General features: G+C 68.9%; 18 protein-coding genes. 1 reads left to right on the plus strand and 17 read right to left on the minus strand.

Annotated features, from left to right (window positions below):
- Positions 1 to 260 precede the first annotated feature (260 nt).
- From AT699_RS14450 to metC, 9 genes are all read right to left on the minus strand, one after another.
- Positions 261 to 1,934: an NAD(P)/FAD-dependent oxidoreductase gene (locus tag AT699_RS14450; RefSeq protein ID WP_006384126.1), complete on the minus strand. Its 1,674-nt coding sequence runs from the start codon at positions 1,932 to 1,934 to the stop codon at positions 261 to 263.
- An 89-nt stretch (positions 1,935 to 2,023) separates the two neighbouring features.
- A complete protein-coding gene (locus tag AT699_RS14455; protein ID WP_110134462.1) occupies positions 2,024 to 4,405 on the minus strand; it encodes a TonB-dependent receptor in 2,382 nt (793 codons plus the stop codon).
- A 162-nt stretch (positions 4,406 to 4,567) separates the two neighbouring features.
- A complete protein-coding gene (locus tag AT699_RS14460) occupies positions 4,568 to 5,566 on the minus strand; it encodes a FecR family protein (protein ID WP_024068880.1) in 999 nt (332 codons plus the stop codon).
- Entirely contained in the window at positions 5,553 to 6,056 is a 504-nt protein-coding gene (locus AT699_RS14465) for a sigma-70 family RNA polymerase sigma factor (RefSeq protein ID WP_020927720.1), read from the minus strand. Before AT699_RS14465 ends, AT699_RS14460 begins: the two co-directional genes overlap by 14 nt.
- An 88-nt stretch (positions 6,057 to 6,144) precedes the next feature.
- Positions 6,145 to 6,900, minus strand: a complete 756-nt coding sequence (locus AT699_RS14470) for an amino acid ABC transporter ATP-binding protein (RefSeq protein ID WP_024068881.1) — start codon at positions 6,898 to 6,900, stop codon at positions 6,145 to 6,147.
- Entirely contained in the window at positions 6,897 to 7,994 is a 1,098-nt protein-coding gene (locus AT699_RS14475; RefSeq protein WP_024068882.1) for an amino acid ABC transporter permease, read from the minus strand. The genes AT699_RS14470 and AT699_RS14475 overlap by 4 nt, the downstream gene beginning before the upstream one ends.
- On the minus strand, positions 7,991 to 9,139 hold the full coding sequence (locus tag AT699_RS14480; RefSeq protein ID WP_024068883.1) for an amino acid ABC transporter permease: 1,149 nt from the start codon (positions 9,137 to 9,139) through the stop codon (positions 7,991 to 7,993). The genes AT699_RS14475 and AT699_RS14480 overlap by 4 nt, the downstream gene beginning before the upstream one ends.
- Before the next feature lie 19 nt (positions 9,140 to 9,158).
- On the minus strand, positions 9,159 to 10,280 hold the full coding sequence (locus AT699_RS14485; RefSeq protein WP_020927727.1) for an amino acid ABC transporter substrate-binding protein: 1,122 nt from the start codon (positions 10,278 to 10,280) through the stop codon (positions 9,159 to 9,161).
- Between the two features lie 133 nt (positions 10,281 to 10,413).
- Positions 10,414 to 11,562 (minus strand): cystathionine beta-lyase, encoded by a 1,149-nt coding sequence (metC, locus tag AT699_RS14490; protein ID WP_024068884.1) that lies wholly within the window; start codon positions 11,560 to 11,562, stop codon positions 10,414 to 10,416.
- A 108-nt stretch (positions 11,563 to 11,670) separates the two neighbouring features.
- On the opposite strand from metC, the gene AT699_RS14495 reads away from it, so the two are divergent.
- Entirely contained in the window at positions 11,671 to 12,585 is a 915-nt protein-coding gene (locus AT699_RS14495; protein WP_006384141.1) for a LysR substrate-binding domain-containing protein, read from the plus strand.
- Here the strand turns inward: AT699_RS14495 and AT699_RS14500 are convergent.
- From AT699_RS14500 to AT699_RS14535, 8 genes are all read right to left on the minus strand, one after another.
- Positions 12,575 to 14,644: a TonB-dependent copper receptor gene (locus AT699_RS14500; protein ID WP_006384142.1), complete on the minus strand. Its 2,070-nt coding sequence runs from the start codon at positions 14,642 to 14,644 to the stop codon at positions 12,575 to 12,577. The genes AT699_RS14495 and AT699_RS14500 overlap by 11 nt on opposite strands.
- Before the next feature lie 87 nt (positions 14,645 to 14,731).
- Positions 14,732 to 15,130 (minus strand): DUF2946 family protein, encoded by a 399-nt coding sequence (locus AT699_RS14505; RefSeq protein WP_024068885.1) that lies wholly within the window; start codon positions 15,128 to 15,130, stop codon positions 14,732 to 14,734.
- A gap of 122 nt (positions 15,131 to 15,252) precedes the next feature.
- Entirely contained in the window at positions 15,253 to 16,092 is an 840-nt protein-coding gene (locus AT699_RS14510) for an ABC transporter ATP-binding protein (RefSeq protein WP_020927730.1), read from the minus strand.
- Positions 16,089 to 16,955, minus strand: coding sequence for an ABC transporter ATP-binding protein (locus AT699_RS14515; protein ID WP_024068886.1), 867 nt, complete (start codon positions 16,953 to 16,955; stop codon positions 16,089 to 16,091). Before AT699_RS14515 ends, AT699_RS14510 begins: the two co-directional genes overlap by 4 nt.
- On the minus strand, positions 16,952 to 17,782 hold the full coding sequence (locus tag AT699_RS14520; RefSeq protein ID WP_006384146.1) for an ABC transporter permease: 831 nt from the start codon (positions 17,780 to 17,782) through the stop codon (positions 16,952 to 16,954). The genes AT699_RS14515 and AT699_RS14520 overlap by 4 nt, the downstream gene beginning before the upstream one ends.
- Positions 17,779 to 18,735 (minus strand): ABC transporter permease, encoded by a 957-nt coding sequence (locus AT699_RS14525; protein ID WP_020927733.1) that lies wholly within the window; start codon positions 18,733 to 18,735, stop codon positions 17,779 to 17,781. Before AT699_RS14525 ends, AT699_RS14520 begins: the two co-directional genes overlap by 4 nt.
- Positions 18,736 to 18,745: 10 nt before the next feature.
- Positions 18,746 to 20,299 carry an ABC transporter substrate-binding protein gene (locus tag AT699_RS14530; RefSeq protein ID WP_049050828.1) on the minus strand — a complete coding sequence of 518 codons (1,554 nt, stop codon included), beginning with the start codon at positions 20,297 to 20,299 and terminating at the stop codon, positions 18,746 to 18,748.
- Between the two features lie 44 nt (positions 20,300 to 20,343).
- A complete protein-coding gene (locus AT699_RS14535; RefSeq protein WP_006384342.1) occupies positions 20,344 to 21,549 on the minus strand; it encodes an aminotransferase class V-fold PLP-dependent enzyme in 1,206 nt (401 codons plus the stop codon).
- Positions 21,550 to 21,630 lie beyond the last annotated feature (81 nt).

Raw genomic sequence — 21,630 nt, forward strand, 5'->3', positions numbered from 1 at the left:
CTACGAATGGAATTATCTCTCCCCTCCTCCCCCTTCGCTCCGGACAGGCAGGCGCTGGCGATGGCCAGAAGCTGTTCCTGGAAGGCGCGAGCGACGCCCGCGCCTGATCCGCGCGCCCGGTGCGCGCCTTGGCCAGCGCCATCGAGATCTTCCGCAAGACCCTGGTGGCGGGCAGCGATGCGGCGCGGCAGACAGCCGCGATGGAAGCGGCCTGAGCCGGCTGGCATGGCGCGCGGGGCGCGCCGCCGCGCCGAAGCCGGTCAATAGTCGTCGCTGGCGCCGCGGCGGTTGCCGCCGGTGATGTCGTCGCGGCCCAGCAAGTGCAGCGCCACGGCCTCGGCGACCTTCATGCCGTCGATGGCGGCCGACATGATGCCGCCCGCGTAGCCTGCGCCCTCGCCCGCCGGAAACAGGCCCAGCGTGTTCATGCTCTGGAAATCGTCGCGGCGCGTGATGCGCAGCGGTGACGAGGTGCGCGTCTCGACGCCGGTGAGGACGGCATCGTGCATGGAAAAACCCTTGATCTGCCGCTCGAACGCGGGCAAGGCTTCGCGGATGGCGGCGATGACGTAGTCCGGCAGGCTGGCCGACAGATCGGTCAATTTGACGCCGGGCTTGTACGACGGCGTCACGCTGCCCAGCGCGGTCGACGGCCGGCCGGCAAGGAAGTCGCCCACCAGCTGCGCCGGCGCGCTGTAGTCGCCGCCGCCCAGCTCGTAGGCGCGCGCTTCCCAATGGCGCTGGAAGTCGATGCCCGCCAGCGGCGAGTTTTCGATGCCCGGGAAGTCCTTGGGTTCGATGCCCACCACGATGCCCGCGTTGGCGTTGCGCTCGTTGCGCGAATACTGGCTCATGCCGTTGGTCACGACCCCGCCGGGTTCCGACGCGGCGGCCACCACCGTGCCGCCCGGGCACATGCAGAAGCTGTAGACCGCGCGGCCGTTGCCGGCATGGTGCACCAGCTTGTAGTCGGCCGCGCCCAGCACCGGGTGGCCGGCGCTCGGGCCGAAGCGGGCCCGGTCGATCACGGACTGCGGATGCTCGATGCGAAAGCCCAGCGAGAACGGCTTGGGTTCGATGAACACGCCGCGCTTGTGCAGCATGCGGAAGGTGTCGCGCGCGCTGTGGCCCACGGCCAGCACCACGTGGCTGGCGGCGATGAACTCCCCGCCCGCCAGGCGCACGCCGCGCACCCGGCCGTCTTCGATCTCGATGTCGTCGACACGGCTTTCGAAACGGAACTCGCCGCCCAGCGTCGCGATCTGCGCGCGCATCTGCTCGATCATCTTGACCAGGCGGAAGGTGCCGATGTGCGGCTTGCTGACGTACAGGATTTCCGGCGGCGCATCGGCGGCGACGAACTCCTGCAGCACCTTGCGGCCGTAGTGCTTGGGATCCTTGACCTGGGTCGACAGCTTGCCGTCCGAGAACGTGCCCGCCCCGCCCTCGCCGAACTGCACGTTCGACTCGGGCTGCAGCGTGTTCTTGCGCCACAGCCCCCAGGTGTCCTTGGTGCGCTCGCGCACCACCCGGCCGCGTTCCAGGATGATGGGCCGGAACCCCATCTGGGCCAGGATCAGCGCCGCGAACAGGCCGCAGGGACCGAAGCCGATCACGACCGGGCGACTGCCCTCGGGCAGATCGGCCGGCGCCTGGCCGACGTACTGGTATTCCATGGGCGGCGTCGGCATTACCGTGCGCAGGCCGGCGACGCGCTTGAGCACGGCGGCCTCGTCGGCCACCTCGACGTCCACGGAATAGGTCAGCGTGATCGCGCTGCGTTTGCGCGCGTCGTAGCTGCGCCGGAAGATGGTCAGCGCGCGCAGGGCATCGGGGGCGATTCCCAGGCGGCTACAGGCCGCGGCGCGCAGGGTGTCGTCGATATCCGCTTGGGAGGTCGACAGGGGCAGGATGATTTCGGTCAGACGCAACATGAGGCAGCGGAACCGTGTCAGGGTTCAAGGGCTCGTAAAACGCGTATTAGAACACGCGCGCGGCCCCTGGCCCTGCCCCTTCCCGGTCCCTACCAGCGATGCTGATAAGTCAGCGTCAGCACCGTACCTGGCGCCGGCAGGCGGCTGGTGTTGGTGTCGCTGCGCATCAGCTGGCTATAGAGCGGGTAGTAGTCGCGGTTGAACAGGTTCTCGACCCCGACCACCAGCGTGTCCTTGGGAGTGAACTGATAGCGGCTCATCAGGTCCACCGTGAAATATCCGCTCACGTCGCGGCGGCCGAATCCCTGGACGCCATCCAGCCGGTAGTCCCGCGCGCCGAAGTAGTTGGCCTGGATGCGGTTGTTCCAGCGCTCGTTCGGCCTGTATTGCAGATAGGCAGTGAGCTTTATCGGCGGAATGCGGTAGCCGTTCAAGTCGCGCCAGGCGCCGCCAGCCGGACGCTCGCGTCCCTTCATCCAGGTGAAGGTGCCGCCGGTGCCCCATTTCTCGTTGTCGGTCAGGTAGTCCACCGTCGCCTCGATGCCGTGGATGCGCTCTTCGGTGCGCGTCAGGATCAGGCCATTGTTGAAGCTCTGCACGTCGCCCAGCTTTGAGGTGGTGTAGAACAGCGCCAGCGACGCCGTCGTGTTGCCCACGCCGCCGCGCCAGCCAAGCTCATAGTTGTTGGTCTTGACTGGTTCCAGGTCCGACGAGCCGATGTCGAAGCCCGGCCGCGCATTGCGCATCTGCACGCCGATGTCCGGTAGTTGGAAGCCCTGGCTGAAGTTTGCGTACAGCTCCTGGCCCCGGATCGGGGCGTAGGTCAGGCCGGCATTGAACAGGAAGGCATCGTAGCTGACGGAGCCGCCGCGCACCCATGCTGGCGACGCCAATCTTGACTGCGACAACGGCACAAAATCGCCGAACCTGGCCGTGGCGTACTCGTAGCGCGCTCCGCCCTGCACTGACCATCGCTCGTTGAAGCGATGCTCAATCTGGCCAAAGATTCCGGTGCTGCGCGTGGTCAGCTCGGGCATGTAGGTCAGGCGGCCGGTCTTGCGGAACACCCGGCCGCCGCTGGCGTCGTAGGCGGCCGCGTCGAACACGTCGATCGGCATGTCGCTGCGTTCCTGGTTGTAGTCCATGCCCCACAGCAGCTTCGATTGCGCGCCCAGCGGCGTATCGACGGTCAGGCGGCTGCCGAACACCTTGCTGTTCTGCATGACCTGGTCGATGTTGTTGCCGCGAGTCACCACCGCGCGCGCATCGAACGGCGTAAAGCGGGTGTAGTAATCGCGGTAGTACATCTGCGCAGTGACCTTGCTGCCCAGCAGGTCCAGATGCTGGTATTCCAGGTTCACCAGGGTATTGCGGATCTGGTTCTGGTCTGCGAGGTCCAGGCCGCTCATCGGCAGCGCGCGCGCCGCGCCGGGAGGCAGCCTGCCCACCGACGGATCGGAGGTGTAATCGGAACTCTGGTTGGCGTTGTAGTAGCTGGCCGACAATTGCAGGCGCTGCTTGTCGTCCAACCGCAGGCCCAGCTTGCCGCCCAGGCTGTAGATATTGGAGTCGAACAGATCGCCCTGTGCTGGTTCGGGCGCGATACGGCGGCCGCGGGCGTCATAGGACGCGCCATTGTGACGCGCGCCCAGGTCCAGCGCGTAGTCGAGCATGCCCTGGCTGCCGGCGAAGTACTGCTGCAACTGGCCGCCGAGCCCGTCCGAATTCAGCCGGCTCAGCGGGCTGACGGCGGTCAAGGTGGTTTCGGCCACCGGTTCGCCGCCGGCGGGCCGGGTGGTGATCGAGACGATGCCGCCGGTGGCTCCGGCGCCATAGATCGAGCTGCTGCCGCGCAGCACCTCGACGCGCTCGATCATGGCTGGATCGATGTTGGCCAGATTGCGCGAGGAATCGCGGTTGGTGTTCAACGGAATGCCATCGACCAGCACCAGCACGCCGCGTCCGCGCAGCGTCTGGCCGTAGTTAGTCATGGTGCGGCTGGAATCGGCCATGCCCGGCACCGTCTTGGCCAGCACCGTGGCCAGGCTGTCCGAACCGGTCCGCAATTCCTGCAAGGCATCGCGTTCCAGCACGATGGTCTGCTGCACCGGGCTGACCAGGTTGCTGGACGTGCGCGATGCGCTGACCTCGATCGGCGCCATCACGGTGGCGCCGCCGCTGGCCGCCTCGGGTTCGATGATGGTGGCCGAACCCTCCTGCCGCAGCCGCAGCGGCTTGCCCTGCAGCAGCGCCGCCAGCGCCTGTTGCGGCGTCATCGCCCCGGACAGCGCCGGCGCCTGCATGCCGGCCACGGTTTGCGGCGCGTAGAAGATCTGCAGGCCATGCGTCTCGGCCAGGCGCTTGAGGGCCTGGTCCAGCGATTGCGCCGGCATGTCGATGGCGACCGGCGCCGTCGCCTGCGCGTGGGCGGCCCCCGCGCCGCATGCCAGCAATACCGCGATCGCGGCCATCGTCAGGCGCGCACCCACCGGCGCGCCTTGTCCTGTTTTCTTGTGAACCACAGCTTCTGCTCCTGCTCCGTGCTCGATGGGCCCCATGCCCCACGGAATCAAGAAGAAGACGCAATACGGCCGAAAAACCTGAATGCGTCGCCGAACTATTTTGTAACAGCGTCAGCGCGCCACGATTTCGCTGCGGCCGTCGGGCAGCTGGCGCACCCGCACCGGCAGGATGTGCGGCAAGGCGGTCAGGAAGGCGTCGGTGTCGCGGGTCTGGAACACGCTGGTCACGGTCAGGTGCTCCACCCCCGGCGCCAGCACGATCGGATGCTGCCGATAGCGCGACACTTCCCGCGCCGCGCTGGCCAGGTCGGTATCGCTGAAGCGGATCTGACCGCCGCGCCAGGCCAGCGTCGCGGCCAGGTCGGCGGGCGCGGGCCGGTCGGCCTGGCCCGCCGCGTCGATGCGGATGCCCTGGCCCGGCCCCACGGGCACGGCCGCGGCATCGCGCGCGCCGGCCACCTTGACCGAGCCGGACTCCACCAGCACCCGTACCTGTTCGGCGTCACGGCGCACGTCGAAGCGCGTGCCGGTCACCACCGCGGTGCCCAGGCCGGCGTCCACCACGAAGGGGCGGCCGGTGTTCTTTTCGACCGAGAACAGCGCCTCCCCCGCCACCAGCTCGACGCGCCGCTCGGCCTCGCCGAAGCGCACGCGGATGTGGCTGCGGCTGTTCAATTCGGCGCGCGAGCCGTCCGGCAGCGCCACGCTGCGCAGTTCGCCAACCTGTGTCCGGTATTCGGTCCAGCCCGCGCCGCGCGGCCACAGCGCCCAGCCGCCCACGGCGATGATCGCGGCGCCCAGGCTCAAGGCCAGCGCGGCTCGCCGTCCGGAACTGGCCGTCCGGCGCGGCGCTTCGGCCAGGGCGCGCAGGCGTTCGGGCGCGACGGCGCCGGCCGCCTGCCAGATCGATTCCAGCAGGCGGTATTCGTAGGCATGGCGCGGATCGGCGGCCAGCCAGTCGGCGCGCGCCTGTTCCCGCGCCGCGTCCCATTCGCCGGAATGGGCGCGCGCGAACCAGCGCGCCGCTTCGGCGCGGATGGCGTCGGAACCGGCGTCGCGGCCGGCGTCGCGGCCGGCGTTTGCGGGCGATGCGGCGTCAGTTGGGCGCATACGCCCCCAGCCGTTCGCGCAGATGCAGGGCGGTACGGATCATGTATTTCTCGACCATGTTCTTGCTCAATCCCATGCGCTCGGCGATCTCGGCCTGCGTCAGGCCTTCCAGCCGCTGCCAGACGAACACCTGGCGGCACTTGAGCGGCAATTCCGCCAGCGCCGCTTCCAGCGCCTGGCCCAACTGGCCGGTGCGCGCCTGGGCCATCGGGTCGCCCAGCGGGCTGGTGTGGTGGGCAATGGTATCAAGCGGCACCCATTCCTGCCCGGCATCGCGGCGGAATTGGTCCACGGCCATGTTGCGCGCGGCCTGGTGCAGGTAGGCGCGCGGTTGCGCCACCTGCGCCGGATCGGTTTCCAGGCACTTCACCAGCGCGTCGTGGGCCAGGTCGCGCGCGGCGTCACGGCAGCCCAGCTTGCGGGTCCAGACCGCGAGCAGTTCTTCGTAATAGGCCAGAAAGCCGGATGGACGGGACGGACGCAAGGACATGGCGCGCAATCAACAGAGGCATGCATGATAATGGTTTCCATTTTCATAAACAAACCCCCGCGCTCCGACCGCGTCCGCCGCCCTGCCCTCAATGCAGGATGCGCTCCAGGAACGCCCGCGTGCGCTCGTGCTTCGGGTTGTCGAAGAAATCGCCCGGCTCGCCCATCTCGATGATGCGGCCGCCGTCCATGAACACCACCCGGTCGGCGACGTTGCGGGCAAAACCCATCTCGTGGGTCACGCACAGCATGGTCATGCCGTCCTCGGCCAGGGAGGTCATGGTGTCCAACACCTCCTTGACCATCTCGGGGTCCAGCGCCGAGGTCGGCTCGTCGAACAGCATGATGCGCGGCTGCATGCAGAGCGAACGGGCGATGGCCACGCGCTGCTGCTGCCCGCCCGACAGCTGGCCGGGATACTTGCCGGCCTGGTCGGGAATGCGCACCCGCTCCAGGTAGCGCATGGCCAGATCCACCGCCTGGGCGCGCGCCATGCGCCGCACCTGGGTCGGCGCCAGGATGCAGTTTTCCAGCACCGTCAGGTGCGGGAACAGGTTGAAGTGCTGGAACACCATGCCGGCATCGGTGCGCACGCCGTCCACGGCGCGCAGGTCGTCGGTCAGCTCGACGCCGTTGACCACGATGGAGCCCTGCTGATGGCGTTCGAGCCGGTTGATGCAGCGGATCATGGTTGACTTGCCGGAACCGGACGGCCCGCAGATCACCAGGCGCTCGCCTGCCCGGACCTGCAGGTTGATGTCCTGCAGCACATGGAATTCGCCATACCACTTGTGCATGCCGGCGATGGCGATGGCGGGCGGCGTGGCGGCGGAAGGCGTGGTCATCGGAGTTCCCCTTTTTTATAGCGATGCTCCAGCCACATCGAATAGCGCGACAGGCCGAAGCAGATGCAGAAATAGATCGATGCAATGAAGAGATAGGTCTCGACGTAGGGCGTGGGCCAGGCCGGGTCGGTCAGCGCCGCGCGCCCCGAGCTGAGCAGGTCGAACAGGCCCACGATCAGCACCAGGCTGGTGTTCTTGATCATCACGATGGCGGTATTGGTGAGCGGCGCGATCACCTTGCGCAGGGCCTGCGGCAGCACCACCAGCCGCGTCATCTGCCACCACGACAGCCCCAACGCGCGCGAGGCCTCGGCCTGCCCGGGCGGAATGGCCTGCAGGCCGCCGCGGATCACCTCGGCCAGATACGCGGCCGAGAACACCGTCAGCGCGATGCCGGCGCGCAGCAGGCTGTCGATGGTCATGCCGGCCGGCAGCATGATGGGCAGCACGATAGACGCCATGAACAGCAGGCTGACCAGCGGCAGGCCCCGGATCAGCTCGATCACGCCGATGCTGATGAAGCGCGCCGTCGGCAGGCTGCCGCGGCGTCCCAGCGCCAGCAGCACGCCCAGCGGCAGTCCGGCGCCCAAGGCGCACACCGCCAGCAGCAGCGTGATCGGCAGGCCGCCCCACGACGAGGTCGGCACCCGCGCCAAGCCCAACATGCCGCCCTGCATCAGCGCCAGGCCCGCCAGCAGCCCCGCGATCCAGAGGACCGCCGTGCGCGCGCGCCATTGGCGCGGGCTGAGCGAGAACACCGTCATCGCCAGGATGAACAGGCAGACCACGGTGGGCCGCCATTGCTCGCCGGGCGGATAGATGCCGAACAGGATCTGGCGCATTTTTTCGCCCAGGAAGGCCCAGCAGGCGCCGCTGGCCTGACGGCAGACATCGCCCGTGGCGCCTGGCCAGACGGCATCGAGCACCGCCCAGTTCAGCAATTTGCCGGCAGCGGCCAGCACCAGCGCCAGCGTGGCCACCGTGGCGAGCGCGCTGGCGGCGCTGCCGAACAGGCGGTGCCAGGCGCTGTCGCGGCGCTCGCGCGGCGGCCGCAGGGCCTGCGGCGGCAGGGAGGAAGGATGGGACAGGCTCATGCGCGTTGCGTCCTCAGGATGCGGCGGTTGTACAGGTTCATGAACAGCGACACGCTCAGGCTGATGCTCAGGTACACCGCCATCAGCACCGCCACGCCCTCGATGGCCTGGCCGGTCTGGTTGATGGTGGTGGTGATGACGAAGGACAGGTCCGGGTAGCCCACCGCCAGCGCCAGCGTGGTGTTCTTGATGATGGACAGGTACTGGCTGGTCATCGGCGGGATGATCACGCGCAGCGCCTGCGGCACCACGATCCAGCGCAGCGCGGCGCCGGGCTTCAGTCCCAGCGAATGGGCCGCTTCCCATTGCCCGGCGGGCACCGCGTCGATGCCGCCGCGGATGATCTCGCCGGAAAACGCGGCCGAGTAGATCGTCAGCCCCACCAGCAAGGCGGTGAACTCCGGCGTGAAGGCGCTGCCGCCGGCGAAGTTCAGGCCGCGTAGCGCCGGCACGTCGGCGTGCAGCGAGGCGCCGCCCCACCCCGCCGCGGCCGCCACCAGCGCGACCGCCGCGAGCAGGCCCAGGCCGCGCCACGGCACGCGTCCGCCCACGGACCGTCGCGCCAGGCGCCACGCGCCCCACAGCAGCAGCGCCGCGGCGCCCAGCGCCCACCACAGCGGCTGCGTGTCGCCCTGCAGCGACAGGCTGGGAAAGAACAGCCCGCGCACCGACAGGAACACGCCCGGCAGCGGTTGCAGCGCCTGCCGCGCCGGCGGCAGGTTGATCGTCACCAGGCTGTACCAGAACAGCAGTTGCACCACCAGCGGCGTGTTGCGCACGGCTTCCAGGTAGACCGTGGCCACGCCCGTCACCAGCGGATGGCGGCTGCGGCGCGCCAGCGCCAGGCCGAAGCCCAGCAGCGTCGAGGCCGCGATCACCAGCGCCGAGATGTACAGCGTGTTGGCCAGCCCCACCAGGAAGGCGCGGCCGTAGCTGTCGGTCGGCTGGTACGCCAGCAGGCTTTCGGCGATAGGAAAACGGGCCGCCTCGCCAAGGTAGTCGAACCCCATGGCGATGCCGCGCTGGGTCAGGTTGGCGTGGGCGTTCCAGGCCAGCCAGCCCACGCCGCCGACGAAGGCGCCGGCGATCAGCAGCTGCGCCAGGACGGACCGGGCGCGGCCGTCGAACCAGAGTCGCTTGAACATGATGAGACTCGGCCGCCGATCAGTTGAAGACGTACGGGTACATCAGGCCGCCGTCGCGATACAGGCGGTTCATGCCGCGCTCGAGCTTCATCGGGCTGTTCTTGCCGACGTTGCGCTCGAAGATCTCGCCATAGTTGCCCAGCTGCTTGACGATGTTGTAGGCCCAGCGCTCATCCAGCCCCAGCGCCTTGCCGTTGCCGGGCTCCTTGCCCAGGAAGCGGGCGATGCGCGGATCGTCGGACTTGAGCATGTCGTCGACGTTGGCCTGGGTGATGCCCATGTCCTCGGCGGCGATCGGCACCTGGATGACCCATTTGACGATGTCGAACCAGCGGTCGTCGCCATGGCGCACCGACGGCGTCAGCGCCTCGCTGTGGCCGCTGGCCGGGAAGATCACGTAGTCGTCCGGGTTCTGCGCCTGGGTCGCGCGCACCGCCGCCAGCGCCGAGGCGTCGGTGATCAGGCCGTCGCAGCGCCCGGAGAAGAACGCCTGGCGCGAGGCCGCGACGTTGTCGAACAGCACGGTCTTCAGGCCCAGCTTGAACTTGCGCGACAGGTCGGCCACCGTGACCTCGTTGGTCGAGCCGGTCTGCACGCAGATGGTGGCGCCGTTCATGTCCTTGGTCTGGGTGATGCCCAGGTCCTTGCGCACCATGAAGGCGTCGTACTCGTAGTAATTCGGGTAGGTGAAGTTGATGCCGTTGGCATCGCGCCGCAGGGTCCACGAGGTGGTGCGCGGCAGGACGTCGATCTGGCCGGTCTGCAAGGCGGTCAGGCGTTGCTGGCCCGTCAGCGGCACGAAGCGCGTCTTGCTGGCGTCGCCCAGCACCGCGATCGCGATGGCGCGGCAGGTGTCGACGTCCAGGCCCTTCCAGTTGCCGTCCTTGTCGGGCGCCGAGAAGCCGGTGGTGCCATGGCCGGAACCGCAGATGACGTAGCCGCGGGCGCGGATCTGGTCCACCGTGGGACTGTTGGTCTGCGTGACCGCGGCCGCCACCGGCGAGGCGCCGGTCGCGGGCGCCGTGGGTTGCGCCGCGGGTTGGGCGGCGGCCTGGGCCTGTGCCGGGAGCGGCACGGCGGCCGGGGCGCAGGCCGCGATGGCCAGGGCGAGACAACGGTAAGTCTGCTTGAAGCTGAACATGGCAATTCCCCTTGCTATGTGGTGAGCGCCTCGAGGCGCTTCGAGCCGGTCGGCCATGCGTGGCCGGCCGGTGTTGAACAGGTGCGCCGGAAGGCTCCGGCCGCGCGGGCGAGCGACGGCGCCCGCCGCGCGTTCAGCGTTGCGCCTGGTAGGCCGCCAGCGCGCCGCGCAGGTCGTCCTTGAGCGTGTCGACCTCCTCCAGGCCGATCGACAGGCGCACGATGGGCCGGTCGGTCGCCGGGAAGGCGCGGCCGGCCTGCAGCCCCGCCGGGTAATAGGCGGCCAGGCTGTGCACCCCGCCCCAGCTGGCGCCGATGGCGAAATGCCGCAGTGAGTCGAAGAAACCGTTGAAGGCCGCCTCGGGCGCCGGCGCCAGCATCATCGAGAACAGGCAGCCGTTGGTGCGGAAGTCGCGCTGCCACAGGCCATGGCCCGGGTCGGAGGGCAGCGGCGGATACAACAGGCGCTCGACCTGCGGCTGCGCCTGCAGCCACTCGGCCACGCGCAGGGTCGCGTCGCTCTGCGCGCGCAGCCGCAGCGCCAGCGTCTCCAGGCCGCGCAGCACCAGGAAGCAGTCGTCCGGGCTGACCTGCTGGCCGAGGATGCTCTGGGTCTCCCGCAGCACGGCGTAGTGGTCGGCGTCGTTCATGCTGATGCTGCCCATCAGCACGTCGGAATGGCCGCCGAAGAACTTGGTGGCGGCCTCAACGCTGAAGTCGACGCCGTGCGCCAGCGGCTGGAAGCCCAGCGGGCTGGCCCAGGTGTTGTCCATCATGGTCAGCACGCCGTGGCGCCGCGCGGCGGCGGCGATGGCGGGCACGTCGGCCATTTCCATGGTGACGGTGCCGGGCGCCTCGATGCAGATCATGCGGGTGGCCGGGCGGATCAGCGCCTCGATGCCGGCGCCGATCGACGGGTCGTACAGTTCCACGTCCACGCCCATGTGCGCCAGCCACTTCTCGCCGAAGGTCTTGAGCGCGCCATAGCAGGCGGCCGACAGCAGCAGGTGGTCGCCGCCGCGCACGAAGCCCATCACCACCGTCATCAGTGCCGCCGCGCCGGACGGCGTGATGACGCAGTGGCGGCCGCCTTCGAGCGCGGCGATGCGATCTTCCAGCAGGCGCGCCGTGGGCGTGCCGGTGACGCCGTAGCTGAAGCCGTCGGGCTGGCGGTGTTTGCGGTTGACGAAGGCGTCGAGCGAGTCGAACACCACGGTCGAGGCGCGCTGCACGGCGGGCGACAGGCTGGCGAAATCTCTATTAGTCTGATTGATAGCTTTCATCTAATCTATTTGCTGGGCTTAGGAGTGATCGGGAACAGCGCCAGTGTCTGCCTTTCCTACCATTGCCTCAACAATCGAAGAAACTTAGTCAATAAGCGGGACTTATAGATGGACATGCGCGAGATCCAGGTCTTCCGGGCCGTGATGCAGGCCGGCACCACCAGCAAGGCCGCCACCCTGCTGGGCATTTCGCAGCCGGCGGTGAGCCAGGCCATCCGCAAGCTGGAAACCTCGTCGGAATTGCGGCTGTTCGAGCGCGTGCGCGGCCGGCTGGTGCCGACCCAAGAGGCCGGCGCGCTGATGGAGGAAGTGGATCGCTGTTTCGCCGGCTTCGAGCTGATCGAGCACCGCATCCGCAGCCTCAAATCGTTCGGCGTCGGGCGCCTGGCGGTGGGGTCGCTGCCGGCGCTGGGCACCGGCTTCATGCCGCGCGCGATCGCCGCGTTCGGCCTGCAGGACCGCCGCATCCAGATGTCGTTCCAGATCATGAGTTCGCGCGAGGTGCTGCAACAGGTCACGGCCGGGCAACTCGATTTCGGCCTGATGGCCGACGAACTGTCGGTGGCCGGCCTGGAGCATTCGGAATTCCTGCGGGTGCCGGGCGTGATCGCCATGCACAGCCGCCATCCGCTGGCGGCGCGGCCGCGCATCACGCTGCGCGACCTGACCGAGCATCCCTTCATCGCGCTCAATCCCGAGGACGCCAGCCGCCGGCGCCTGGAAACGGCGCTGCACGACCAGGGCCTGGCGCTGCGGCCGGTGCTGGAGACGCCCTATTCCAATTCCGTCTGCGAGTTCGCGCTGCACGGCGTCGGCATCGGCCTGGTGCATCCGGTCATGGCGCTGGACTACCTGGCGCGCGGCCTGACCATCAAGCCGCTGGAACTGGACATCGGCTTTGCCTGCCTGCTGGTGTTCCGGCCCGGCACACCGCTTTCAGAGAACGCGCGGGCGTTGCTGAAAGCGATGCGCATCGAGCTGGACCGGGATCTCAAGCGGATCCGGACGGCGCTCAGTACTTGAAGCTCAGGCGCGCCCAGAAGGTGCGCCCGGGTTCGTTGAAGGCCGTGTTGGCGGCAAAGCCGAAACCGGCGTCGCCCGCCAGGTTCAGGTGCTCGGCATAGGTCTTGTCGAACAGGTTGTCCACGCCCAGCGACAGCTGCACCTGCTTGCTGAACGCGTAGCCGCCGTTGAGCGAAAACACGCCGAAGCCGGCGCTCGGGCCGAAGTCCTTGCTGACGACGTTGCCCTGCTCGAGGGCGTAGCGGCGCTGCGCGGCCACCACGCGCCACAGGGCGCCCGCCGACCAGGTGCCATCGTCGTAGGCGGCGCTGAGCCGGGCTTCGAGCGGCGGCATCTGCGGCATGGGGCGGCCGTCGCTGCGGTTCTGGCCCCACGCATACGCCAAGGTGCCGCCCAGTTTCCAGCGCGGCGCGACCTGGTACGACACCCCCAGTTCGCCGCCGGCAATGCGCGCATCGACATTGCGCGCCTGGGCGGTCGCGCCCATGCCTCCCATGCCGCCCTTGCCATAGTCGAACAGGATGAAGTCGTCGACGTAGCCCGCATAGCCCGACACCCAGGCGTCGAGCGTATCGGTCTTGTATTGCGCGCCCAGGTCCAGTTGCGTGGTCTTTTCCGGTTTGACGCCGCGGAACGCGTTGACCGAACCGTCCGGCCCCTTGGTCGGCGAGAACAGCTCCCAGTAGTCGGGGAAGCGCTCCGCGTGGCCCAGGCCGATGTAGACGGTGGCCGGCAGCGCGGCCAGATCGCGTTCATAGCGCAGGAAGCCGCTGGGCAGCGTGTCGTTGCGGCGCTCGCCGGCCGTGGGGTTGGGCCTGAGCATCATCCTGGAGCCGGTCTCGCGGCGGAAGTCCTTGGCCGAGGCCCAGTCCACGCGCGCGCCGCCGATGACGCGGCTGTCGTCGGCGGCATGCCAGGTCAGTTCACCGAATACCCCGGTGTTGGCGAAGCTCGCGTCCTTGATCCAGCTGTTGGCGCGGTACGAAACCATGGCGTTGCCCTTGCGCGAGCGATGGCGGCTTTGCTGGAAGTCCAGGCCCGTCACCAGGCTCAGGTCGGGCGCCAGGTTCCAGGTGCCGGCGATGCGGCCGCCCCAGGTGGCGCGGTCCACGTTGGAGGCCATCGCCATTGGCATCATGCCGTGCGGGTCCGGCTTGCGCAGGGTGTAGTTGTCCATCACGTGGTCGGCGTAGTTGTAGTAGAGCTGCGCCTCCAGCTTGTCCAGCATGCCGCCCAGGTTGCGCTTCTCGGCGCGCAGCCCGAAGCTCTCGCGCTTGAACTGCGAGCCGTCCATGCCGCGGCCGGCATAGCGCGCCTGGCCGTCGCCGGTGCCCGCCGTCAATTCATAGACCGTATCGGCGTCGGGCGTGAAGCCCAGCGCCACGTCGGCATTCCATTTGTCCCAGCGCGACGGCACGGTGTTGCCGTCGCCATCCTTGTAGTCCTGCGAATGCGAGTGATTGGCCGTGAAGCGGGTGTAGACCTTGTCGTTGCCCACCGTCAGGTCGGCGGCCTGGTCGTTGCGGCCGTTTGATCCGCCCTGCAGGCTGCCATCGAAGCGCGCGTCGGCTTCGGTGAAGCGTGGCGTGTCGCGGTCGAACTTGATGGTGCCGGCCGAGGCGCCCGGCCCCCACAGCACCGTCTGCGGACCCTTGATGACGGTGAGCTTGTCGAAGTTCTCGGGCGAAATGTACGAACTGGGCGCATCCATGCGCGCCGGGCAGGCGCCCGGCATCGAGGTGCCATCGGTCAGGATGTTCAGGCGCGAACCGAACATGCCGCGCAGCACCGGATCGCCGTTGGTCCCGCCGTTGCGCACGGCCGAGAAGCCCGGGATGGTCTTGAGATAGTCGGTGCCGTCGCTGGCCGGCAGCGGCTGGCGCGGGATCTTTGGATCGGTGGTGACGGTCAGCGGGGCGCTTGGCGCCACGCCGGTGATGACCACCGGGTCGGTCATCGTGATGCCGTCGCTGTCGACGGTGTTCGACCAGGCGGGCAATGCCGCCGCCAACGCGGTGACCAGGCAGCTGGCCCGCAGGATTTCCTTTTTCTTGCGCATGGGATTCTCTGGATCTGAACAGGCTGGACGCGCGCGACCACGCGGGCCGCATCGGTGCGCGCCAGCAAAAAATGGAAAGGACGGGGTTCAGGCCAACAGAGGGGGCGCGCGCGGCTGCCGTGGCAACCGCGCCTGCGCGCTGGAGAAATGGATATCGATGGTGGGCGCCGGCAGCGCCAGCGGCGTGCTGGGCAACAGCCAGGCCAGCAACGCCAGCCCGGGCAGCGCCGCGCCGCCCAGCATGGCGCACCCGGCGAAACAGCAATGCGGCAATGCGCCGCTATGCTGCTGCACGTCCTGCGCGAGGCCGCCGCCAGCGTCCAGCGTGACCACACGCGGTCCGCTGGCGGTGCAGATGATGGTGGTGGCGCCGGGCGCGGTGCTGGGCCCGGCCAATGCGGCGGAAGCGATCAGCGCCTGGAAGACGAACAGGAACACCGCGACCAGCGCGGTGCAGCGTCTTCGGGCAACGGCGCCTGTGTGCATTCGCATCCTCTTGAAGTCGCGGATGGTAGCACGCAGGGCGCCGTGAAAAAGGCCTCGCGGGCAGCTGTAGGACGCACGGAAAGGCCAATCGCGCGGCGATCAGCCCCTTGCCTTGACGTGGATCAAGCCGGCCGGCCCTGCCCCGCCGGCGGACGCAGGCGCCTGCGCGTCGGATCGGGCCGCGGCACCGCGGCGATCAGCCTGCGGGTGTAGTCGTGCGCCGGCGCCTCGAAGATGCGGTCGCACTCGCCCTCTTCCACCAGCTCGCCTGCGGCCATGATGGCCACGCGGTCGGCGAAGTGCCGCACCACGCCCAGGTCGTGCGAGATGAACAGGTAGGTCAGTCCATGCTCGGCCTGCAGGTCGGCCAGCAGGTCCAGCACCTGCGCCTTGACCGACACGTCCAGCGCCGACACCGCCTCATCGGCGATGATGAAGCGCGGTTCCAGCGCCAGCGCCCGGGCGATCGCGATGCGCTGGCGCTGGCCGCCCGAGAACTGGTGCGGAAAACGCTGCGCGTGTTCGGGCCGCAGCCCCACCCGTTGCAGCAGCGCGAGCATGCGCGCGCGGCGTTCGTCGGGCGTGTGCAGCCGATGGATCACCATGCCGTCCATGATGGCGTCCCCTGCCGTGCGGCGCGGATTCAGGCTGGAGTACGGGTCCTGGAAGATGGTCTGCACCTGGCGCCGGAAGGCGCGCAGCGCGGGACCGGCCAGTTGGCCGACGTCATGGCCGGCCAGATGGATGCGGCCCGCGCTGGGCCGCAGCAGGCCGGCGATGCAGCGGCCCAGCGTGCTCTTGCCCGAGCCGGACTCGCCCACCAGGGCCAGCGTGGTGCCGGCGGCCATCGCCAGGCTGACGCCCTTGACCGCGTGCACCACGCGGGTCGGCCGGCCCAGCAGGCCGCGGGCGGCGACATAGTCCTTGGTGACGCCTTCGGCGCGCAAGATGAAATCGGTCATGGCGTGGCTCCCCGGACGGCGGCCCGCGCCGGTGGCGCCAGGCGGCGGGCGCGGTCGCGCGGCGCGTCCACGTCCGGCACGGCGGCCAGCAGCGCCTGGGTGTAGGGATGCGCCGGGCGCGCGAAGATCTGCTGCACCATGCCCTCCTCCACCACTTCGCCCGCCCGCAACACCACCACCCGATCGGCGATCTCGGCCACCACGCCCAGGTCATGGGTGATGAACAGCACGGCGGCGCCGGTTTCGGCCTGGATCGAGAACAGCAGTTCCAGCACCTGGGCCTGCACCGTCACATCCAGCGCGGTGGTCGGCTCGTCGGCGATGATGAGCTTGGGCGACAGCGCGCAGGCGATCGCGATCATGACCCGCTGCCGCATTCCGCCCGAAAGCTCATGCGGATAGGCCTTGGCGCGTTGCGCCGGCTCGCGGATGCCGACCCGCTCCAGCAGCGCCACGGCGCGCTCCCAGGCCGCCTTGCGGCCCGCCTGGCCGTGCAGGCGGATGACCTCGGCGATCTGGCTGCCCACGGTGCGGCCGGGATTGAGCGCGGTCATCGGTTCCTGGAACACCATCGCCATCTCCTTGCCGCGCAGGGCATCCCGCTCGCTCTCGGTCGCGCGCAGCAGGTCGCGGCCGTCGAAGCGCAGCGAATCGGCCGCCACCCGCCCCGGCGGGTCCACCAGGCCCATCAGGGAAAAGCCCGTGACCGATTTGCCGGAGCCGGATTCGCCCACCAGGCACACCACCTCGCCGCGCCGCAGCGTCAGGTCCACGCCCTTGACCGCGGCGAACGGCCCTTGCGGGGTGTCGAAATCGACGGTCAGGTTCCTGACCGCCAGCAGCACGTCGGCGTCGTGGCTCATCGTTGCAACTCCGGATTGAGCGCGTCCTGCAGCCAGTCGCCCAGCACGTTGACGGCCAGCACGGTGAAGAACAGCGCCAGCGCCGGCACCAGCACCGGCCACGGATTGGTGAACAGGTAATCCTTGAGCGATCCCACCATCTGCCCCCAGGAAGGCACCGGCGGCCGCACGCCCAGGCCGAGAAAGCTCAGGCCGGCCTCCAGCAGCATGGCGAACGAGAACGTGAACGAAGCCTGCACCGCGATGATCGAGCGCATATTGGGCAGCACCTCGTGCCAGATGATCCAGCCGCTGCCCGCGCCCAGCGAACTGGCCGCCAGCACGTGTTCACGCGCCCGGATGCCGCGCGCCACGCCCCAGGCAACGCGGGCGAACTGGGGCGCGTACAGGATGCCGATGGTGCCCACCAGCGTCGGCAGATTGCCGCCGATGAAGGCCAGCACCACCAGCGCCACGAAGATCTCCGGCAGCGACACGAAGACGTCGACCACGCGGATCGCGGCGGCCTCGGCGCGCCGGCCCAGGAAGGCCACGCCGACGCCGAGCGCCACGCCCAGCACGCCCGCCAGGATCACCGCCGCCGCGGCCACCGACAGCGACACCCGGGCGCCGTGGACCGCCCGCGCCAGCAGGTCGCGGCCCAGTTCGTCGGTGCCCAGCCAGTGCCGCCAGGACGGCGAGGACAGCAGGTTGGCGGCGTCGATGCGGTACGGATCGGCCAGGCCCAGCGTCGGGCCCAGGATGGCGGCCAGTACCACCACGGCCAGGAAGCCGAGCGCCAGCCGGACCGCCACGCCGGTCTTGGGGATACGAAGCGATGCGATCATGCGGAAGGCCTGCGGATACGGGGGTCGACGAAGCCCTGCGCCAGGTCGATGACCAGGCTGATCAGGATGAACAAGGCGAAGATGGCCAGGAGCGAACCCTGGATCACGGGGTAGTCGCGCGAGAATGCCGCGCTCACCAGCAGCGAACTCAGGCCCGGCCAATCGAACAGCGCCTCGATGATGACGGTGCCGCCCAGCAGGTTGCCGGCGCGCACGCCGACGATGGCGATGACCGGCACCAGCGCGTTCGGCAGCGCGTGCCGCAGGATCGCCCGGCCGCGCGGCATGCCCTTGGCGCGGGCCAGCTTGACGTAGTCGCGGCCCATCACGTCCGCCAGGCTGGCGCGCGTCATGCGCGCCACCACGCCCATGAAGTTCAGGCCGATGGTGAGCGACGGCAGGATCAGCGCCAGGCAGTGCTGCAGCGGGTCGTCCGAGAACGGCACGAAGCCCGACGACGGCAGCCAGCCCAGCGCCAGGCTGAACAGCAGCACCAGCAGGATGCCCAGCACGAACACCGGCGCCGAGAATCCCGCCACCGCGATCACCGCGGCCAGGGCGCCCGCCAGCCGGCCGCGCGAGCGCGCCGCGACCACGCCCAGCGGCACGCCGAGCAGCACGGCGATCAACAGCCCGGCGCCGATCAGCTCCAGGCTGCGCGGAATGCGCCGCGCCAGTTCGTCGGCCACCGGTTCGCCGGTGCGCAGCGAAACCCCCAGGTCGCCGCGCGCCAGCGCGCCGGCCCAGTGCGTGAACTGCGTGCCCAGCGGCAGGTCCAGGCCGAGTTGCGCCCGCACCCGCGCCACGGCCACCGGATCGCTGCCGGCCTGGTCGCCCAGCATGATGGCGACCGGATCGCCGGGCAGCAGGTGGATGGCGATGAACACCACGCCCGTGGCCAGCGCCAGCGTGATCGCGGCAGACCCCAGGCGCCTCAGCAGAAAGGGCAGCATGCCGGCGCGCTCACTTGAGCCACATGGTGGGCAGCGAGATGCCCGGGCTGCTTTCGCTCAGCGCCCCGCCCAGCTGGGTGTAGCCCTGCACCTTGCGCAGGTAGCCCTGGGCCTGCTCGCGCCAGCTCACGAAGACCCACGGGCTGGTCTCCAGGATGCGCTTTTCCGCCTGCTGGTAGATCGGCTGGCGCGCCTTGGGATCGGTCAGCGCGCGGCCCTGGGCCAGCAGCTTTTCCAGCTCGGGATCGCGGTAGCCTATCGGCTTGGCCCAGTAGCTGGAGTCGCCGCCCAGGTAATAGGCGTAGGCGTCCGGGTCGGGCAGCTTGACCGACACGCCGTAGATCATCGACTCGTAGTCGCCGCGGTTCTTGCGCTCGACCAGCGTGGCCCATTCGACGGGTTCCAGCTTCAGGTTGATGCCGACTTCCTTCAGGTTGGCCTGCACCACCTGTGCCATCGTGGTGTAGATGCCCAGGCCCTGGAACACCACCATGGACGCGTCCACGCCGTTGCCGTAGCCGGCCTCGGCCAGCAGGGCGCGGGCCTTGGCGGTGTCGCGCTTGTAGGTGCCGTCCAGCGACTTGTCGTAGTACGGCGAATCCTCGGGCGTGGGCGCGCCGTAGATCGGCTTGCCGTAGCCGAAGAAGGCGGCCTTGGACACGGCCTCGCGGTCGATGGCGTAGGACACCGCGCGGCGCACGCGGGCGTCGTCGAACGGCTTCTTGCCGGTGTTGAACCAGACGCTCATGAAAGCGCCGCCGGCGGTGTCGATTCGGGTGCCGGCATTGCGGCGCAGCACGTCGATGTCCTTCCACGGCACGAAGTCGATCATGTCCAGCGACTGGCTGCGCAAGGCGTTGACGCGCGCGTCGTCGCTCTTGATCATGCGGAAGTCGACGCCGTCCAGATACGGTTGGCCACTGACGAAGTAGCGCGGGTTGCGCGTCAGGCTGGCGCGCACGGCCGGTTCGTAGCTCTTTAGCTGGAACGGGCCGGTGCCGTTGGCCGACAGCTTCAGGTTGGCGCCGCCCTCGACCCACTTGCGCGAGACGATGGCGGCCTCGGGCAAGGCCAGCACGCTCAGCATGGTGGCGTCGGCCGAGGGCTTTTCCACCTTGACGGTGGCCGCATCGACCACGGTGACGACGGCGCCCTGCAGGTTCGAGCGCAGCGTGGCCCCGGTGGCCGGGTCCAGGATGCGGTCGAGCGAGAATTTGACGTCGTCGGCGGTCACCGGCGAGCCGTCCTGGAAGGCCACGTCGGGCCGCAGGTGGAACACGATGGTGCGGGCGTCGGGCTGTTCCCAGCTTTGCGCCAGCCGCGGCACGATCGCGCCGCTCTTGTCATAGCCCGCCAGCGGGCTGTAGAGCGCCTCGATCAGCACCTTCCAGGCGCTGCCGCCATAGACGTGCGGATCGAGCGACACGATCTCGGACACCGTGCCATAGCGCAGCGTGCCGCCCTGCTTGGGCGTCTCGGCGGCCTGCGCGGCCGCGGCGCCAGCCGCCAGGGCGCAGGCGCTCAACAGGTGCGCCAGGCGGCGCCAGGTATGCATCATCGTCATGTTTTACCCCTTGTACACAATGCCGGTCCGTGCCGGGCGCGCCGTCAGGACGGCAGCGCCTCGACCAGTCGGTCGATTTCACTGGAATCGTTGTAGTAGCTCGGCGAAATGCGCAGGTTGCCGCCGCGCACCGCCAGGTCGACGCCGGCGTCGCGCAGGCGCTGCGCCAGTTCCTGCGCGTCATGGCCCGGATGCTTGAACGACAGGTTGCCCGACGCCTCGCCCGGCGCCCGCGAACTGACGATCTGGTAGCCCTTGCGCTGCAAGGCGGCGCCGGCATGGTCGGTCAACTCCAGGATGTGGGTTTCGATGCGGGCCGGCGTCAACGCCAATTGCACCCGCACCGCGGCATCCAGCCCCCAGATGCCGGTGAAGTTGGCCAGCGCCTCTTCGAAGCGACCGGCATTGGGCCGGTACTCCAGCAGGTAATGCATGTGGTCTTCGGTGCTGTCGACGCTGTGATAGCCCACGCTGGGCGGGTCCAGCAGCCCCAGCACGCTCTTGCGGCAATAGAAATAGCCGGTGCCGATCGGCGCCAGCATCCACTTGTGGCCGCCCACAGACAGGAAGTGGATGCCCAGCCGCTCCACGTCCAGCTCCAGCGCGCCGGCCCACTGGATCGCGTCCAGGTTCAGGTACACGCCGCGTTCGTGGCACAGGTTGGAGGTGGCTTCCAGGTCCTGGCGAAAGCCATTGGAGAACTGCACCGCGCTCAGCGACACCAGGCGGGTGCGGTCGTCCATCAGCTTGCGGATATCGTCCACCAGGATGCGGCCGTTGCGGTTCTTCACCCAGCGGATGGTAACCCCGCGCGCGGCCAGCTTCATCCAGCAATACACGTTGGACGGGTATTCGATGTCGGCCAGGATCAGGTTGTCGCCATCGCGCCAGGGAAAACCGTTGGCCACGTGCACCAGGCCTTCGGTGGTGTTCTTGACGTAGGCGATCTCGTCGCGGTGCGCGCCGATCAGACGGCCGATGCGGGCCTTGATGGTCTCCTCGGCGTAGCGGCACCACTCGGGATAGGCGTTGCGGCCGTTGTCGCGCACGTCCTCCATGAAGCGGTTCACGGCCGCCACCACCGGCAGGCTCAGCGCGCCGATCGACGCGTTGTTCAGGTAGGCCCGCCGTTGCTTGATCGGGAACGCGTCGCCGACATTGCTCCAGTCGAGCTGCTCGATGCCATTGCGGTCATCGGGAAAAAGTGCCGCGGGTCCGCCCACGGAAACCGGTCTGTCCAGGATATTCACGCCGCGCCTCTTTCGTTGAAGGTGGGATGATCCTAAGATTGCGTGAATTCATGCGTCAATTTCGTTTGGAGTATTGATTCA

It is taken from the genome of Achromobacter xylosoxidans (assembly GCF_001457475.1).
GTDB lineage: Bacteria > Pseudomonadota > Gammaproteobacteria > Burkholderiales > Burkholderiaceae_B > Achromobacter > Achromobacter xylosoxidans.

Bases quoted from the DNA above. Each gene is read 5' to 3' on its own strand.
- AT699_RS14505 (WP_024068885.1), bottom strand. From the start codon at position 15,130: ATGCACACAGGCGCCGTTGCCCGAAGACGCTGCACCGCGCTGGTCGCG.
- AT699_RS14450 (WP_006384126.1), bottom strand. From the start codon at position 1,934: ATGTTGCGTCTGACCGAAATCATCCTGCCCCTGTCGACCTCCCAAGCG.
- AT699_RS14520 (WP_006384146.1), bottom strand. From the start codon at position 17,782: ATGATCGCATCGCTTCGTATCCCCAAGACCGGCGTGGCGGTCCGGCTG.
- AT699_RS14510 (WP_020927730.1), bottom strand. From the start codon at position 16,092: ATGACCGATTTCATCTTGCGCGCCGAAGGCGTCACCAAGGACTATGTC.
- AT699_RS14470 (WP_024068881.1), bottom strand. From the start codon at position 6,900: ATGACCACGCCTTCCGCCGCCACGCCGCCCGCCATCGCCATCGCCGGC.
- metC (WP_024068884.1), bottom strand. From the start codon at position 11,562: ATGAAAGCTATCAATCAGACTAATAGAGATTTCGCCAGCCTGTCGCCC.
- AT699_RS14515 (WP_024068886.1), bottom strand. From the start codon at position 16,955: ATGAGCCACGACGCCGACGTGCTGCTGGCGGTCAGGAACCTGACCGTC.
- AT699_RS14500 (WP_006384142.1), bottom strand. From the start codon at position 14,644: ATGCGCAAGAAAAAGGAAATCCTGCGGGCCAGCTGCCTGGTCACCGCG.
- AT699_RS14455 (WP_110134462.1), bottom strand. From the start codon at position 4,405: ATGGCCGCGATCGCGGTATTGCTGGCATGCGGCGCGGGGGCCGCCCAC.
- AT699_RS14480 (WP_024068883.1), bottom strand. From the start codon at position 9,139: ATGTTCAAGCGACTCTGGTTCGACGGCCGCGCCCGGTCCGTCCTGGCG.
- AT699_RS14495 (WP_006384141.1), top strand. From the start codon at position 11,671: ATGGACATGCGCGAGATCCAGGTCTTCCGGGCCGTGATGCAGGCCGGC.
- AT699_RS14475 (WP_024068882.1), bottom strand. From the start codon at position 7,994: ATGAGCCTGTCCCATCCTTCCTCCCTGCCGCCGCAGGCCCTGCGGCCG.
- AT699_RS14525 (WP_020927733.1), bottom strand. From the start codon at position 18,735: ATGCTGCCCTTTCTGCTGAGGCGCCTGGGGTCTGCCGCGATCACGCTG.
- AT699_RS14465 (WP_020927720.1), bottom strand. From the start codon at position 6,056: ATGTCCTTGCGTCCGTCCCGTCCATCCGGCTTTCTGGCCTATTACGAA.
- AT699_RS14530 (WP_049050828.1), bottom strand. From the start codon at position 20,299: ATGACGATGATGCATACCTGGCGCCGCCTGGCGCACCTGTTGAGCGCC.
- AT699_RS14485 (WP_020927727.1), bottom strand. From the start codon at position 10,280: ATGTTCAGCTTCAAGCAGACTTACCGTTGTCTCGCCCTGGCCATCGCG.
- AT699_RS14460 (WP_024068880.1), bottom strand. From the start codon at position 5,566: ATGCGCCCAACTGACGCCGCATCGCCCGCAAACGCCGGCCGCGACGCC.